Annotated in this window: 17 protein-coding genes; 5 read left to right on the top strand and 12 right to left on the bottom strand. The window is 38.0% G+C overall.

Going from position 1 to position 16,460, the window contains the following annotated elements; all coding sequences use genetic code 11:
- Positions 1–5: 5 nt before the first annotated feature.
- The 5 genes from VHP32_03705 to VHP32_03685 form a co-directional block, all read right to left on the bottom strand.
- Positions 6–788 (bottom strand): glycosyltransferase family 2 protein, encoded by a 783-nt coding sequence (locus VHP32_03705; protein ID HEX2786985.1) that lies wholly within the window; start codon positions 786–788, stop codon positions 6–8.
- A 96-nt stretch (positions 789–884) separates the two neighbouring features.
- Complete coding sequence (gene tadA, locus VHP32_03700; protein ID HEX2786984.1) at positions 885–1,334, bottom strand: tRNA adenosine(34) deaminase TadA; 450 nt, start codon at positions 1,332–1,334, stop codon at positions 885–887.
- Complete coding sequence (locus VHP32_03695; protein HEX2786983.1) at positions 1,331–2,428, bottom strand: hypothetical protein; 1,098 nt, start codon at positions 2,426–2,428, stop codon at positions 1,331–1,333. The genes tadA and VHP32_03695 overlap by 4 nt, the downstream gene beginning before the upstream one ends.
- Positions 2,429–2,434: 6 nt before the next feature.
- Positions 2,435–3,868: an aldo/keto reductase gene (locus VHP32_03690; GenBank protein HEX2786982.1), complete on the bottom strand. Its 1,434-nt coding sequence runs from the start codon at positions 3,866–3,868 to the stop codon at positions 2,435–2,437.
- 115 nt (positions 3,869–3,983) lie between these two features.
- Positions 3,984–4,316, bottom strand: a complete 333-nt coding sequence (locus tag VHP32_03685; GenBank protein ID HEX2786981.1) for a hypothetical protein — start codon at positions 4,314–4,316, stop codon at positions 3,984–3,986.
- A gap of 163 nt (positions 4,317–4,479) precedes the next feature.
- On the opposite strand from VHP32_03685, the gene VHP32_03680 reads away from it, so the two are divergent.
- The 5 genes from VHP32_03680 to VHP32_03660 all read left to right on the top strand — a co-directional run bounded on the left by VHP32_03680 (position 4,480) and on the right by VHP32_03660 (position 9,334).
- Entirely contained in the window at positions 4,480–4,953 is a 474-nt protein-coding gene (locus tag VHP32_03680; GenBank protein HEX2786980.1) for an Lrp/AsnC family transcriptional regulator, read from the top strand.
- 43 nt (positions 4,954–4,996) lie between these two features.
- A complete protein-coding gene (gene glnA, locus VHP32_03675) occupies positions 4,997–6,448 on the top strand; it encodes a type I glutamate--ammonia ligase (protein HEX2786979.1) in 1,452 nt (483 codons plus the stop codon).
- A gap of 108 nt (positions 6,449–6,556) precedes the next feature.
- Positions 6,557–7,480, top strand: coding sequence for a DUF4349 domain-containing protein (locus VHP32_03670; GenBank protein ID HEX2786978.1), 924 nt, complete (start codon positions 6,557–6,559; stop codon positions 7,478–7,480).
- 144 nt (positions 7,481–7,624) lie between these two features.
- Positions 7,625–8,029 (top strand): RNase adapter RapZ, encoded by a 405-nt coding sequence (locus VHP32_03665; protein HEX2786977.1) that lies wholly within the window; start codon positions 7,625–7,627, stop codon positions 8,027–8,029.
- Between the two features lie 3 nt (positions 8,030–8,032).
- Positions 8,033–9,334: an MFS transporter gene (locus tag VHP32_03660; GenBank protein ID HEX2786976.1), complete on the top strand. Its 1,302-nt coding sequence runs from the start codon at positions 8,033–8,035 to the stop codon at positions 9,332–9,334.
- Positions 9,335–9,459: 125 nt separating this feature from the next.
- On the opposite strand, the gene VHP32_03655 is transcribed toward VHP32_03660, so the two are convergent.
- The 7 genes from VHP32_03655 to VHP32_03625 all read right to left on the bottom strand — a co-directional run bounded on the left by VHP32_03655 (position 9,460) and on the right by VHP32_03625 (position 16,376).
- On the bottom strand, positions 9,460–10,341 hold the full coding sequence (locus VHP32_03655) for an N-acetylneuraminate synthase family protein (GenBank protein ID HEX2786975.1): 882 nt from the start codon (positions 10,339–10,341) through the stop codon (positions 9,460–9,462).
- A 137-nt stretch (positions 10,342–10,478) separates the two neighbouring features.
- Positions 10,479–11,294 (bottom strand): SDR family oxidoreductase, encoded by an 816-nt coding sequence (locus VHP32_03650; GenBank protein HEX2786974.1) that lies wholly within the window; start codon positions 11,292–11,294, stop codon positions 10,479–10,481.
- A 29-nt stretch (positions 11,295–11,323) separates the two neighbouring features.
- Positions 11,324–12,667, bottom strand: a complete 1,344-nt coding sequence (locus VHP32_03645; protein ID HEX2786973.1) for an aminotransferase class III-fold pyridoxal phosphate-dependent enzyme — start codon at positions 12,665–12,667, stop codon at positions 11,324–11,326.
- An 83-nt stretch (positions 12,668–12,750) separates the two neighbouring features.
- Positions 12,751–13,656, bottom strand: a complete 906-nt coding sequence (locus tag VHP32_03640) for a transketolase C-terminal domain-containing protein (GenBank protein HEX2786972.1) — start codon at positions 13,654–13,656, stop codon at positions 12,751–12,753.
- A 15-nt stretch (positions 13,657–13,671) separates the two neighbouring features.
- Positions 13,672–14,529 (bottom strand): 1-deoxy-D-xylulose-5-phosphate synthase N-terminal domain-containing protein, encoded by an 858-nt coding sequence (locus tag VHP32_03635; GenBank protein HEX2786971.1) that lies wholly within the window; start codon positions 14,527–14,529, stop codon positions 13,672–13,674.
- Positions 14,526–15,329 (bottom strand): glycosyltransferase family protein, encoded by an 804-nt coding sequence (locus VHP32_03630; GenBank protein ID HEX2786970.1) that lies wholly within the window; start codon positions 15,327–15,329, stop codon positions 14,526–14,528. Before VHP32_03630 ends, VHP32_03635 begins: the two co-directional genes overlap by 4 nt.
- Before the next feature lie 27 nt (positions 15,330–15,356).
- Positions 15,357–16,376 carry a hypothetical protein gene (locus VHP32_03625; GenBank protein ID HEX2786969.1) on the bottom strand — a complete coding sequence of 340 codons (1,020 nt, stop codon included), beginning with the start codon at positions 16,374–16,376 and terminating at the stop codon, positions 15,357–15,359.
- Between the last annotated feature and the right edge of the window lie 84 nt (positions 16,377–16,460).

The following is a 16,460-nucleotide window of genomic DNA, read 5'->3' as shown; positions in this document are numbered from 1 at the left end:
TAATTTCAGGATGAATATTGTCTCTTAAAGGGATTGAAGAGATATTGTTTTATTTTATTGAGCGGTCTTTTGATGAAAAGACAAACCCATGGAATAGGCAAGCCGTTATTTCTCCATGCTTTCAGAATCTCAAAATTTCCCTTCATAATGTTTCTTATGCTTCCGTTTGAAAGACCTCCGAGGCGGATTTTTGTAAGAATTCTGTCGTAATAAAATGCAGTAACTTTATTTACTTTAAAAAACCTAAGCATCAGTTCATAATCAGCCGCAATGTTATACTGCGTATTAATCGTGCCGAACTTTTTGTAAACATCTTTTTTTATGAAAAGACTAAGGTGGTGGGGAATTTCTCCGTCTTCAAAATAACCCGGATACATTTTTTTGCTTTTCCAGTAACGGACAATTTTGTCTTTATGTGTGTCGTCTCTTTTTATAAAAACCGCATTGCCGTATACAGCGGAAGTATCGTTTTTCGCAAACACATCAGCAACATTTTTTATAACGTCTTTGTCATAGTAGAGGTCGTCAGCATTCAAAAGCCCGATAATGTCTCCGGTAGCCATCGTAATTCCTTTATTCATAGCATAATAAAGACCATTATCTTTTTCGCTTATGAATATAGAAATTGAATTGCCGAATGAAGAGATAATTTCAGGAGTTTTATCAGTTGAACCTCCGTCAATTACTATATATTCAATGTTTTTATAATCCTGAGAAAGAACCGATTCAATGCAATCCTTGATAAACTCTTCCCCATTATATACAACGGTAATAATAGAAAATTTCATAACTATTCTGCTATAAAAATAGAAATTAAATTGTTAATATAATATGGAATAAGGCGGGTTATGAGAGGAATACAGCTAAAAATCATTGAATTTCAACTATCTTTTTAAGTCAAAGAAACTGTTTATAAGCTCTCCGCATTCGATATCCATAACCCCTCCGAGAACATTGACTCTATGATTCATATTCTTATTATTTGTAACATCAAACACGCTTCCTGCAGCTCCGCATTTTGAATCAAACGCTCCGAAAAAAAGATTTTCAAGCTTTGAATTCACAAGAGCTCCCGCACACATTACGCATGGCTCAAGAGTTACGTACATCGAGCAACCCATCAGATATTTTGATTGCAAGTAAGCTGATGCCGAAGTGATCGCAAGAATTTCCGCATGCGCGGTTGAATCTTTAAGTGTTTCAACCTGGTTATGCGCTTTCGCAATGATTGAGTTCTGGAAAACTATAACGCAACCAATGGGAATTTCTTCACGGTCATATGCTTTTTCTGCCTCTCTGAAAGCATATTTCATCCATCTTTCGTGTTCAGTCATTTTTGCTTGGAATCTTTTTGCTTCATAATTTCTTTAAACGTCAGAAATCTGTAGCCACGTTTGCGCAGGTTATTGACTTCACGTATGTAATTATTAAAATCATTCACATCAAAATCTACAAGATACGCCTGTGATCTTACCCCACGGTTTGTATTAGTAAATATCTGCGAAAATAAATCATAAATTTTTCTTTCCTCGGTTTCTTTTGTTGTAAATTTTATGAGAACCGTATCTTCATAAAGAACTTTCGAGTACTTATTAAAATGCGCAGACAAATCCTGTTTAAAGTTTATGTCTTTTGAAATGTTATTCAGAAAAATTCCGCTTGTGTTCGGATACTCTATTGTAACCGAGCGGACTTTTCCTTTCCACTGTTTTTCGCTCATGTCATTTCTAAAATCTGCCTCAGGAATATCCTGATTTCCGACATCATAAATTAAAACGTAATCCCTGCCCGTTTCAAGAATTTGAGATTGAATATCGGCATTTTCAAAATTCACCGGAAGAACGACTGTAAATTTTTCGGGAGATGAGACAATTTTTTCAAAATCGGAAGCACTGAGTTTATCTACATTGTTAAGTATAATGGCAACATCGGAGGCAATTCTATTAATTTTGTCGGAATACAAAAGAGATAATTTACCGAGCGGTTTTTTTGTTGAATCAGCAGAATGATAAATATCTATGGAAAGATTTTTTGAGCGCGGGTCTTCCGTTACGGTTTCCGCAAAATCAACCGATTTCAGGAAACTTTTTAGCTCATAATTAACTGATGCAAGAGGCAGGTCATAGGGAACAAGCACTTCTTTGTTGAACCAAAGCGCTTCATTTTTATTTTTTGCAGCGTTATCATTAATCCATTCTTTCATTATTCCGAACGTGAACAAAATCGTATCTATTTCATTCGGCATTTTTATTTTCAATTCTTCTGCGGTATAATTCTTTGTTTTTACTTCCTCGGTTGTTGCAGTAACATCCTGCTTAGTGACATTTCCGGAAACAATGAAAAGAATTATTCCGGTTATTGCAAGAACCGCGAAAATTAAAAGCTTAACTTTTGTGTTGGAGAAAATATGGTTGAATTTCCAGAACATTGCTAATTAAGTATATTCCGCCTGCATCAGCTCTTCATGCAGCCGTAAAAAAATTTGTTTGGCGTTCTCAACCGGGGGATAGTGCAGAACCTGGGCTATGTCATCGACATATTTATCTTTTCTTGCACCTACAAGAACACAGCTTACTCCGTCAATGGAGTTTATAAGAGCAACTGCTTTTTGTGATAAAGTTAACTTATGAAAATTTTCACCAGTTAAATCATTTATGCATTTATTTATGAAACCGCTTCGCTTGCTTGCCTTCATCTTATAATGGTTTGATACAAGATTAAGCATGATGTAAATATTGTTCAGAAGTTTTTTCAGAAACTCAAGCGTATCTTCATTCTGGTAATGCGCGTCGAATTGTTCTATTAAGTAATTAATTTTAGGGACAAAGTGATGCTCAACGTTATCATTAAAATGCTCAATGCTTCCGAAATACTTCCAGTTCTCATCAATTATTTTTCCGAAAGTAAAAAGCTTTTTAAGCTTTGTCATTTCCTCTTCGTCAATGGAATATGTTACCAGCTTTTCTTTAATCATGTCATCTTCCATCAGCTTCACTTTTTCAATCTGTTTATAAAAATCTTTTTCGGTATATGCGGTAAAATGAAATTCCGCAAGCCGGACGAGTCCTTTCGAGGTGATTGCATTCAATGGACGATTGATTAAGGCATAAATATTTTTTTCTGCGGCAAGCTCAAGAACTGTTTTCGTATCTTCTTCCTGATTTTTATTTATCAGCGCGCCTATTTCAAAAAGATTGAATGGAAGCTGAATGAACTTAAAATTATTGTTTTCAGAAACTTCATTTGCAATTTTTAAAATTCTTTCAAGCGAAGTGAAATTATAAGCGCTTGAGCTTACAGGAAAAGTGTTCGATGAGATGCCGTAACTCTTTATTTTTCCTTCGGTTACTTTTTGTTCCAGCCACTCAAAAGCTTTTTTTATTCGTGTGTAATATTCCGTGTGAGCAGCTTCGGTTGAGATATTATTTTTTTCCGCCCATCCGAGATAATATTCAGGATTGTGAAGCAGATAAACATCGATATAGTTTTGGTTTAACCTGTAAAGCTGGCGTTTCAGTTGATCTTCGAGAAAATCAGGACTTATGCAATGCCAGAGACCCTCGGCATACTCTACTATATCTGTAAAGGGATGTCCGTGTTCTTTTTGTTTTAACGCAAACTTATAATTCTGTCCCTGAAGATATCCGACTTTTGTAACGAGTGTAATGTCCTCACGTTTTATTTTTCCTTCGTTTGCAATTTCATCGAGAACGTTTCCGACAAGAATCTCGCTTCCGCCGTCGGAATAATTCGCGGAGGTATCGATAAGCGTAATGCCGTCTACCAAAGCTTTCTTCAAAGCTTTGTGATGCTCGTCGATTCTATAATCGACTCTGTAACATCCGAAACCGATTTTGGAAAAATTCATACTTTGTCATTCCTGCGCAGGCAGGAATCCATTTTGATGGTGGTGTCAGGAATTATTTCCTGATACGTATTTGTCAAGACGTAAGTCCTGACAACACAGTCAAGTTCATTATATGTTAAACGCTCTTTGCTTTTTTCATTGCGGCGAAACCTTTTATGTAATAAATCAGCGCAACAAAGCTCAATGCGCACATTGCAATTGCATAAGGACTTGCCGAACGGATGATAGGAAATATCAATGCGATGGCAACAAGAGCTGTAAGTGCTACCCCGATATGCGCTGCGGTACGATTTCCGTTTTTTGTCGGGAAAGAAAGTATGACAAGAATGACTCCCGCAATCGGAGCGATAAGTGCGGTTCCGCTTTTTACGGGACCGTTGAAATAAGAAAACAATCCGAGTCCAATCAAAACAAGTCCGTTGAACAACATCATTTTAAAATTATTCATAGCAAGTGAGGTTTTTGATTAAATTATTAACATATGCTTACTATATCAATTATATTATTTGTGCTTTCGCAGTTAATACCCATTAAAAGAGATATTGACATTTAAATCTATTCTCCTTAATTTATAAGGTATTTAATTAATTTTACCTTAATAATTAAGGCAAATGACAAAAATAGGTGAAGATATTAGGTTTGACGAGATAGATTACAAAATCCTGTCCGAGCTTCAGAAAAATGCCCATATCAAAAGAAACGAGCTTGCCGAAAAAGTCGGCTTGTCGCTTCCTTCCACAATCGACAGAATCCTTAAATTAGAAAATACCGGAGTCATTCAATCATATACCGCAATTCTCGACGCAAAAAAGCTGAAGTATGATATTACGTGCTTCATTACGGTTGTCAGCGAATCCTCAAAGCATTACAAGCAGTTTATTGAGCATTGTGACCATACGGATGAAATTCTTGAATGCCATTCAATTACAGGAGACGGCTCGCATATTTTAAAAATCAGAACCGAAAATACTTCATCGCTTGAAAAGCTGTTGGCAAAAATTCAGGCATGGCCCGGAGTTAAGTCAACAAAATCAAACATCGTTTTATCCACAATAAAAGAAACAACAACCCTTTCACTAAAATGACATTTAAATAATAATATAATATAAAACTAAAATAAAAAACTACATGGACGCAAAAAACAAAGAAGAGCAAAAAGAGAAGCTCAAAAAAATTAATGACGTGTTCAAGCTTGCAAAAGAAAAAGAAGTAAAGATGGTTGACCTTCGCTTTACCGACATGGTTGGTCAATGGCAGCACTTCTCGGTTCCGCTGAGTAAATTGACCGAAGATGTATTTTACGAAGGTTTCGGATTCGATGGTTCGTCAATAAGAGGATGGAAGGCAATCAATGAATCGGACATGCTTGCAATTCCCGATCCGGCAACTGCAAACATCGACCCGTTTATTACAACGAAATCTATGAGCTTAATCTGCGATATTTATGACCCGATAACAATGCAGCCATATGATCACGACCCGCGTTATGTTGCGAAAAAAGCATTGGATTATTTATATAAGCTCGGGATTGCGGATACTGTTTATTTCGGACCTGAAGCTGAGTTTTTTATTTTAGACCACGTAGCATATAATGTAAATGAATATTCAAGCTGGTTCAGATTGGATTCTGTAGAAGGTTTCTGGAATACAGGAAGCGAACACGAAGCAAACCTTGGACATAAAATCAGATTAAAAGAAGGTTACTTTCCTGTGCCTCCGTCTGATTCAACAAACGACATAAGAAACGTTATGGTTGAGCATTTGCTGAACGCAGGTATCGATGTTGAAACACAGCACCACGAGGTTGCAACTGCAGGTCAGGCGGAAATCGATTTCAGATTCTGTCCGATGCTTAATTGCGCAGACCAGTTACAGATGTTTAAATATATTGTGAAGAATACCGCAAGAGCAATGGGTAAGACGGCAACGTTTATGCCCAAGCCGATTTTTGGTGATAACGGAAGCGGAATGCACACGCACATCAGTTTATGGAAAGACGGCAAGCCGTTGTTCGCAGGCGATAAATATGCAGGCATCAGCGAAATGGCATTGCACTTCATCGGCGGTTTATTGAAACACGCTCCTGCTCTGCTTGCATTATCAAATCCGACAACAAATTCATACAAGAGACTTGTTCCGGGATATGAAGCTCCGGTTAATCTTGTTTACTCACAAAGAAACAGAAGCGCGGCAATAAGAATACCGATGTATTCGCAAAGCCCGAAAGCAAAAAGAGTTGAGTTCAGATGTCCGGACGGAACAGCAAATCCGTATCTTGCATTTTCGGCAATGCTTCTTGCAGGATTAGACGGCATACAAAATAAAATTGAGCCGGGCGACCCGATGGATAAGGATATTTATCATTTGGCACCCGAGGAGTATAATAAAATAAACCATGCTCCTGCAACACTTGAGCTTGCTCTTGAAGCCTTGAACAAAGACAGAAGTTTCTTGACACAAGGTGGTGTGTTCTCCGAAGACTTGATTAATACATGGATTGATTACAAAATGGAAAAAGAAGTGAAGCAGGTTCAGTTAAGACCTCATCCTTACGAATTCCATTTGTATTACGAAGTATAATATCTTATTATATGTTGTTTTGCTAAGGACAGTTCCGGTTCGGGACTGTCCTTTTTCATTTTGGAACAATAAAACAATCGGGAAGTAACAAAAGAAAAACCAACTGCCATGAAAACAAAAATTTTACTTCTCGCATTTGTAATTTTTTCATCAGGAATATTATTGGGATGCAATAAAAAATCCAATGATACCGGAAATAACCCGCCGCCGCAATTAAGATTGCTTGAGGATGAATCAGCCCCAAAATTCAAAATTGATAATTCTGAACCTGTATCGAAAAATATGGACGCTTTACAAATCAAAAATCAATCAAGAACTTCAACATCCATTCAGATTCAGGATAGAATGGTTGTTAAGTCAGGGCAGATTCAGATTGAAGCTGATAATTATGATGGTATTCTTAACGAAATTATAAAGTTAACTGGTGAATATAAAGGATTTGTTAATAACTCAACTTCATCACTAACACCCGCAAGCAAAAAACAGGGAAGTATAAATGTCAGAATTCCTGCGGCATCATTTGATGAGTTTGTAAGAAAAATTACCGGGCTTGGAAAAGTTATGTCGGAAAATATTTCTTCGCGTGATATTACTGATGAATTTATTGATGTTCAAGCAAGATTAAATACACAGAAAGAATTAGAAAAAAGATTGCTTGATTTATTGAACAGCAAAGCGGGAAATTTATCTGATGTGATTGATGTTGAGGATAAATTATCAGATGTAAGAAGCAAGATTGAATCCGCAGAAGGCAAAATAAATTTTTTAAAAAATCAGGCAGAATATTCAACGCTTCAGATAAACATTTTCGAGCCGTCGATTTTAAATACATCTTCAGGCGGAGGATTCTTTTATGAAATCGGGCAATCTATCTCAAAAGGATTGACAGGATTTACGGAAGTTACAGGCGGATTAATCGCCGGACTAATTGCATTTACACCGGTTATAATATTTTTTGTAATCCTTTTCTTTATCTTGAGAAGATTATGGAGGAAAAGAAAGTTGAATAAGGTTGCAATTCAAACCTCATAAAATTGTCATTCTGAGCGCAGCGAAGAATCCCATTCAAGTTATGGGATCCTTCACTTCGTTCAGGATGACACTCGTGAGTCAATAAATTCTAACTAACATTTTTATTTTATTATAGTGAAATTGTGTTAAACACATTTCAATTCAATGCCGCTTACAGTTCAGATAAATTCATTTTCATATAAAAAGTCAGGAATACCAAAAGATGAAACCGAAAACGGCGGAGGATTTGTTTTCGACTGCCGTTTTATGAACAACCCCGGCAGACAAACCGAGTTCAAAGAAAAGCATGGCAAAGATACGGAGATAATTGAATTTTTGAATGCGCAGGATTCAATGCAGGGATTTTTAAAAAATGTTTATAGTATCATTGACCCGGCGATTGAAAATTTTATCGAACGCGGTTTTTCTAACTTAATGATAAGCTTTGGATGTACAGGTGGGCAGCACCGCTCAATTTATTCTGCTGAAAGAACCAAAGAACATATCCTTAAGAAATATCCGGGAGTTAATGTTGTTGTTAAACACAGAGAGTTTGAACATCTGAACTAAACTGTGCGCCGCCTCACTTATCCATCCTATGATGCATTAATAATCGAGAAAAAAACTTTTGCTCTTCATTTGTTATGCCAATTTTTTAACGGACTTGTTGCGGGAATAATTGTCTTACAGGAAATTATTTTAAAAAAATCTTTATCAGGCACGGACTTTGAAGTAACAGTTCTCATTTATCTTACATCAATTTCATTTTTGCTTTCGATTTACGGAAGCGAAATAATAAACAGAACCTCGAACAAACCGAGAACGTTGTTTATAATCGGCGCAATCGGCAGGGGAGCGTTAATCTTCATTCCGCTTTTTGATAATGTATGGTTTTACATTTTTGTAATTTCCATTATGTTCATTGCCGATGCGCTGCTTCTTCCGGCTTGGAATTTTATTTTCAAACATAATTACACTGACCAGAACAGAAGCAAGCTTTATTCTTATGCTTACAGCTTCACGACAATAGTGCTGTTAATTGTTTCAATCATTGCAGGATTTATGCTTGATGAAAACGATATGGTTTATAAATTAATTTTTCCGATTGCCGGGGTTTCAGGAATATTATATTACTATTACATGTCGCGCATCATGAAGCTGGGCATGCAGGCTGATAGTATGGAAAAAATAAAATTAAGGAGCATAAATAAAAAGTTACTTAAAGACATTTTGATTTTACCGATAAGGAATTCAATAAGGATATGCAAAGAAGACAAAAGATTTTTTAAGTTTGAGGTGAATTTTTTTCTTTACGGAATGGCATTTATGATTCTTGCTCCCGCAATCCCAATTTTTCTTGTCGATTATCTTAATCTTGATTATACTCCTATTTCAATTGCGAAAGGTTTTATTTTTCACGGAGCATTAATTCTTGCAACACCGTTTATGGGAAAGATACTTGGCGTTAATAACCCGACAAAGTTTTGCGGAATTGTGTTTTTAACATTAGTCAGCGTTCCTTTGCTTATGCTTGTGAGTGATTTGATATTGAAAGGCGGATTATCGCTTCAGCCGGTTGATATAATTTATCTGACATTTTTTATTTTTGGAGTTGCTATGAGCGGAGTGACGATTGCGTGGAATCTCGGGTCAATATATTATGCGCCGCATAATGAAGTTGCGAATTATCAGGCAGTGCATATAACTTTGACGGGATTGCGCGGTTCGTTTGCTCCTATGCTTGGATATTTTGTGATAGAATTATTTTCTATTGAGGCGAATTTTATTTTATCGGCGGTGTTGTTTGCAATTGCGGGAACAGGAATGCTGATGGATTATAGAAAAACGAAGCGTTTTAAGTCAACCACGGTTTAACAAAAAAACACAAAAATACGAAAGCACAAAATCAAAACAAACGCTTATGGATTACTGCCTTCGCAGGAATGACATCGAAGTTTGTGGTTTAGTGATTTTGTGATTGAAGTTTTTTATTGAAGGGGTTATGACTGAACTCGTCTCAGTTTTTTTCTGGGACCGAGCTCGCTATCATATACTTTTTTCACGCCATCGCCTAGAGATTTTTCAATGTCGCGTATGTTTGCAACAAGACGCTGAAATCCCGACACTTCCACAGATGCTGCCTGGTCTGTTCCCCACATTGCGCGGTCAAGCGTTATGTGCCTCTCGACAAAACATGCACCGAGCGCAACTGCAGCCCAGCTCGGAGAAAGACCTGTTTCATGTCCTGAGTACCCGATTGGAACAGTTGGATATTTTTCTTTCAGCGTGCGGATTACATTTAAATTTAATTCTTCAAGTGCACAGGGATATGTTGAAGTTGAATGCGCAATCATGAGATTATCCGTTCCGATTTCAGAAACTGCTTTTTCAATTTCTTCCATCGTTGACATGCCTGTTGAAATCATCAATGGTTTTCCTGTTGATTTCTTTTTCTTTAACAAACTTATATCAGTAAGTGATGCTGAAGCGGCTTTGTAAAGCTTGGGATTAAACTGTTCGAGAAAATCCACAGATTCTTCATCCCAGCATGAAGCAAACCAATCCATTCCGATTTTATTGCAATATTCATCAATAGCTTTGTAATTATCATAAGTCAGTTCAACTTTATGTCGATAATCAATATAAGTCATTCTTCCCCAAGGGGTATCTCGTTCAATATACCACTGGTCTTTAGGAACGCAAAGCTCGGGAGTTCTTTTCTGAAACTTTACTGCATCGCATCCTGCGCTTTTTGCTCCGTCAATCATTTTAAAAACATTATCCATCGAGCCATTATGGTTGATGCCGATTTCCGCGATTACATATACCGGTTCACCGTCACCGATAAACCTGTTTCCAACTTTTACTTTTGCTTTGTTCATATTTTTCAATATATAAAATTAATGTTAAGAAAGAGTTAAGAAATAATTTGAGTTTTGTGTCATTCTGAGCAAAGCGAAGAATCCCCTGATACTGGGATTCCCGCCTTCGCGGGAATGACTTCCTAACAGCACTCATTCTACCAGCAAGTCCAGCCGCCGTCAACAACAAGGTTTGCACCAGTCATGTATGACGATGCATCGCTTGCGAGATAAATAACAGCACCCATATAGTCGGTTGGCGCAGCCATTCTGCCAAGCGGTGTTTTCTTTGAATATTTTTCCACAAAAAATTCATCCTGTGAGTTTTCAACTCCGCCGGGTGAAAGTGTGTTAACGCGAACTCCTTTATTGCCCCAATAAGCTGCAAGAAATTTTGTAAATGAAATCACTGCGCCTTTTGTTGTGGAATATGCAGGCGGCTTATAAAAATTCTGATTTCCGTTTTTGTCGATGTAGAGAGACTGGTCAGGACCGACAATGCCGTATGTCGAAGCAACGTTAATGATGCTTCCTTTTCCTTGATTCGCCATCTGCGCACCAAAAATCTGCGAGCATAAAAAAACTCCTGTTACATTCACATCTAGAGATTTTTTCCAGAGCTCGAGCGGATAATTTTCAAACTTCGACTGTTCGGTTGCAGCTTGCGGATTCTCAAACATATCATTTATTGCCGCGTTGTTCACGAGCACGTCAATTCTTCCGAAGTTTTCGAGAATTAATTCTTTTGCAATCTGAATCGAAACTTTGTCGGTAACGTCCATGTCGATTGCCATGGAATTAAATCCAAGCTTGTTGACATATTCTTTTATGGAAGAAGTATTAAGGTCGCATGCAATAACAGTTGCATCTGCGGCGGCAAGAGCTTCGCAGTGATGCTTGCCGATTAACCCGGCAGCACCCGTAACAACTGCAACTTTATCTTTGAGTGAAAAAATTTTTGATATTCCCGGCATCTATTATATTCTATCTATTGTATTATATGCTATGCTGTAGCTTTTTGTTTTGGCTTCATGTTGAAGTTGCTTGTCTTTCTGAAAACGGGTTCGACAGGTTCACCTTTGAGATAACCCTTGACATTTTTTTCTTCAACTGCTTTTTTCAGAACCGGCATTACGTCTTTGTATGCGTTTAAAGTATATTCAATATCTTCGAAGCTGTGAGAGAAGCACATATTATGAAAACCTCCCCACAAAATTCCGCGCTTAATCATTTCCTGCTGCACAAGCGATTTCATTTCAAGTGGGTTTCCGGCAGCGGCATCGAACGTTACGATTGTTCTGCAATCATATCCCGCACATTTTGTATAATTCATTCCGAGTTCTTCGGCGATTTTGTTGTAACCTGATTTTAATTTCTCTCCCTGCTTTGCAAGATAATCAGGAACGTTCTTATCGCGTATTACATTTATTGTTGCTTTCGCTGCGGCAAGAGAAAGAGCTTCACCGCCAAACGTTGTGAAAAAGAAAACATCTTTATCGAATAATTTCATAACGTCTTTTCTTCCTGTCAAAACTGAAATCGGCATTCCGTTTGCGATAGCTTTGGAAAAGCAAGCCATGTCAGCACGAACGTTGAAATACTGTTGTGCGCCGCCGAGTGCAATTCTGAATCCTGTCCACATTTCATCGAAGATTAACAACGCGCCGTATTCATCGCAGACTTCACGGACTTTCATTAAGAAATCATTTTTTTCCTGTTCGAATACAAACGGCTCGAGAATTACACAAGCAGTTTCATCATCGATTGAATCAATTAAAGATTGAATGTCATTATAATTAAATGTAAAAGTTAAATCCTGAGCAGCTTTCGGTATGCCGGCGTTTCTGTCCGTAACACTTATATACCAGTCATGCCAGCCGTGATAACCGCAGCATAAGACTTTTTCGCGTTTTGTGAAAGCACGAGCAACACGAACAGCAGCAGTTGTAATGTCGCAGCCTGTTTTTGAATAGCGAACGCTTTCAACATTTGGGACTACGGATTTCACAAGCTCGGCAACTTCAACTTCAAGCGGGTGCATTAATGAAAATGTAATTCCGTCTTCGAGCTGTTTTTTTATTGCTTCATCAACATCGGGGTAGCAGTAGCCAAGCACAAGAGGACCGATGCCCATGTTGTAATCAATATACTCGTTTTCGTCTGCATCCCATACGTGTGAACCTTTTCCGCGAACGAGGTAGTGAGGCGCAATGCCTTTTACCCATTGTGTCGGACCTTTTGCAAGAGTCTGGGTGTAAGCGGGAATTAATCCCTCGGCTCTTTTGAGAAGCTCTTTTGATTTTTCAATCACAGGAAAGTCGTTGTTAAATTCTACTTTGTTAGACATAAAATTATTTTATAATATTCAATTTTAAAACAACCCCCTAACCCCCTTTTCTAAGGGGGAATTTCATACAACAAAAAGTTAATTTAAATTTTTTCTAAAATGCTGTCTGCCATTTGTTGTGCAGTGAAACCTTCGTGCTCAAGCACGTCATTTAATAATGCCGGCTTGAACCATTTATTGTTCAATGCAAACGGTAAAACATTCGCAGTTTGTTTGTGCCGCAATAATATTTCAGCGAGAATCGTATATAAACCGCCGACTAAGAAATGGTCTTCGATAGTTACAATCCATCTTGAGTTATTAACTGCATTTAAGATTGCAGCTTCATCGATTGGCTTTACTGTTCGCAAGTTTATAAGTCCAACTGATACACCTTTTTGTTCAAGCAGCTCTTTTGCTTTGAAAGCTTCGCCGAATAAAAATCCATATACTATTAATGTCACGTCTTTTCCTTCGGAAAAAATTTCAGCTTTGCCGCATTCGAAAGTATGGTTATGCTGGCAGACAGGTTTAACATTATTGTAGCGAATATAAAACGGTTCGGGATGTTCAAGAATTGTGCGAAGCCCGATTAACATGTCTTCTTCATCGGCAGGACAAAAAACATTCATCGGCGGAATGCCGCGCATGATTGAAACGTCCTCGATTGCCTGATGTGTCGGTCCGTTGGCTTCGGATAAAAATCCCGGGACGCCTCCTACAAGCTTAACAGGCAGGCAGGAAATTCCAACGTCGGTTCTTACGAACTCAAATGCTCTTAATGTAAGGAACGTTGCGAGCGCATGCGCAACGGGTATTCTTCCGCGAAGAGCAAGTCCTGCGCAAATGCCGACAAGTGTCTGCTCCATTATTCCCGTGTCGATGAATCTGTTTCCGATTTGATTCGGCAGGTTTCTTATTGCAGCTCTGTTTTCTGCAGTCAGCACCATGAATCTTTCATCTTCTTCAACGAGTGCTTTTAAAATTTCTTCGTATGTTGTTTTGGTCATTAGTAAAGTAAAATTTTATCTTGCTATGATTACGTCTGATGTAATGTCAGCTTCTTTTCCGCCTTTAAGCTCTTCGAGAAGCATTTCGATTTCTTCGGACTTGAAGTTCACAAACCATCTGTCAGCTTTTGCTTCAATGCTCGGCAAACCTTTGCCTCGTCTTGTCTCTGCAACGATTACCACTGGCTTAGTTTGCTTTTGTTTTGCTTCGGTGAAAGTTTTTTCCATGCTTTCGAAATCATGTCCGTCGCAGGTATATGCATTCCATCCGAATGCTTCGAATTTATTTGTTATCGGTTCAAGCGGAATAAGCTTTTCTGTTTCGATGTTTGCCTGAAACTGGTTTCTATCGACAACACAAATTAAATTATCGAGCTTATATGCATTTGCAACGAGAAGTCCTTCCCATATTGTGCCTTCATCAAGCTCACCGTCACCAAGTATGACGACAATTTTATTATTATGCCCGCGAATCTTGCAATCCATAGCAACACCGATTGCAACGCTGAGAGAATGTCCGAGCGAGCCGGAATAAAACTCAACTCCTGTTACGTTTGTGTTAGGGTGCCAGTAAATAAAATCATCTGTCTTGAGATGTTTTTTCAGACGGTCTTTTTTTATGAAGCCGATTTCTGCAAATGTTCCGTAAAGCGCAGGAACATCATGCCCCTTCGATAAAAATAAATAATCTCTATCGGGATTTGCAATATTATTGCAGCTTATGTTTAAAAAATCTTTATACAAAAAAACAATCAGGTCAGCGCATGAAAGCGACGCTCCGATGAAGCATCCTCCGTCGGTTGACATTCTCACAATATGCTCACGCACTTTAAAAGCAGTTTCTTTGAGGTCATTAAGTTTTTCTTCGGTCATCGTTTATTGTTTTTATAATCAACCGTTTTCAACTCGCCGATGTGGTTTTTGTACCAGTATTCGCCGGCGTATTTCTGGTTAATTTCGTAAATTTCGGGTTTTTGCTTCAGCAAATTTAATATATCTGCAAGCCCAAATAAAGGATTATCGGCATACAATTCGTCATAAATGCGCTTTATAAATTCATAATCCTCTATATAATCAATCGTGAAACGGTGCGACTTTGAGTAATCCAAACCCGTTTCCCACTCAACATTGCCGATTTTGAACCGTTCAGGGCGTTCCCATATAAACGGCGTTGTATGCTCTCTCTCCATTTGTAACACTGCTTCCTTATATGCAGTTTCTAAAGTATCGAATGACATTACTTCTACGTCATTACCATCGGGATAAGTTGCAGGATGAAGGTTGCTTACAAAATCAAAATTATTTTTTAAATAATAACCAAAAACCTTGTCGATAATCTGCGGGTCTATCAAAGGACAGTCCGATGGAATTTTTGAAACGACGTCTGCTTTATATTTCTCTGCGCATTTGTAGTGACGTTCGAGCAAATCGGTGGGATGTCCGCGAAAGCATTCGATGTTATTTTCTTTGCAGAGCTTTTCAACAATATCATCGTTTGAATCGATTGTTGCTGCGACTACAATTTTTGCGGCAGTTTTTATCGCCTGAACACGCTCGACCATTCTTATGAGCAATGGTTTGCCTGCAAGCGGCATCATAATTTTATCAGGCAAGCGTGTTGAACCTCTTCGCGCCTGAATGACAACTAATATTTCGGAATTTATTTTATTCAAAAAATTATTGACGAAGATGCTGATTCGCTAATTCAATGCAACTTGAGGACTGAATTGCTTAATCAAATCAGGTATAAGGTTTGTAATGTCGCGCTTTGCTTCAAGCATCTCGCGGCAGATGCGCGCAATATTGCTTGCTGACATTCCTCCATTTTGAATCGGTGCCTGGCGCTTAAGGTCTTTAATGTCAAACGCAGAATAAACTTCTTTGCCAAGCGCAATGCCTACATATACAACGGTGGAATATCTTGTTATGAGAACGTCGCAATTTGCAATCATATGGTTAGTATTTTCAGTCTGGAATACAAGAGAACCGGGTGCCCATTTATCGACTTCCTTTTTTGCGCGTTCAAATTTTTCGTTCGGATGGAGCTTGAAAATTATCTGTCTGCCGTTAGCAATTTTAACAGCTTCTAAAATGAATTTTTTTCTGTTCTCATATTTATACGTCTCGCGCATATCCGATGTGCACACAAGAACATAATTTCTATATGGAAAACTATTGTTAAGATATTGGCGGCAGTTATCGAAATTCGGAATTCCCGTCACGGCAATCTTCTCGGGTCTGACACCCTTTTTAATAAACAGTTCACGGTAGCCCTCCGAAGCGACACAAAAAATATCATAAGCATCAGACAATCCTGTTACCGAAGTGCTTGCAAAATATCTCGGAAGTTTTAAAGTCTTTACTATATAGTATGCAAGATTTTCGGGGTCTGTCATTCCTTCCTGAACGAGAATTACTTTTTTATCTCTAATGTTTTTCGGAACGATTAAGTCGCTGCAGGTAACAACGAGGTCATAGTTATTATCTTTTCCCTCGCTGTCGATTTTAAGCTTGTTATTATAGAGGTATTCTAATGTCTGGGTTTTAAATTTTCCGCCGAGAACGGAAAAATCGAGTATGCCGGTTTTTGCTGCGGCACGGACTATGCCGTCGGAATAGTAAGGAGTAAAATAATTATCATAATCTGAAAGATTCTGCGCAATCTGGTGCATCATTGTTGTCTGATTCATCGACCCGCAGATAAACAGTATTTTCTTCATCCCATAAATTTAATTGACTTATCCCGATTATTCTAACACCCCCATGTAAAATAATTATTATTTTAAAATTATTAAAAGCAGAAA

It is taken from the genome of Ignavibacteria bacterium (genome assembly GCA_036262055.1).
In the GTDB taxonomy this organism is placed as follows: Bacteria; Bacteroidota; Ignavibacteria; order Tepidaquicellales; family Tepidaquicellaceae; genus DATAJP01.
Note: the sequence above shows the minus strand (reverse complement) of the source record. Positions and strands in the feature narration are given on the sequence as shown.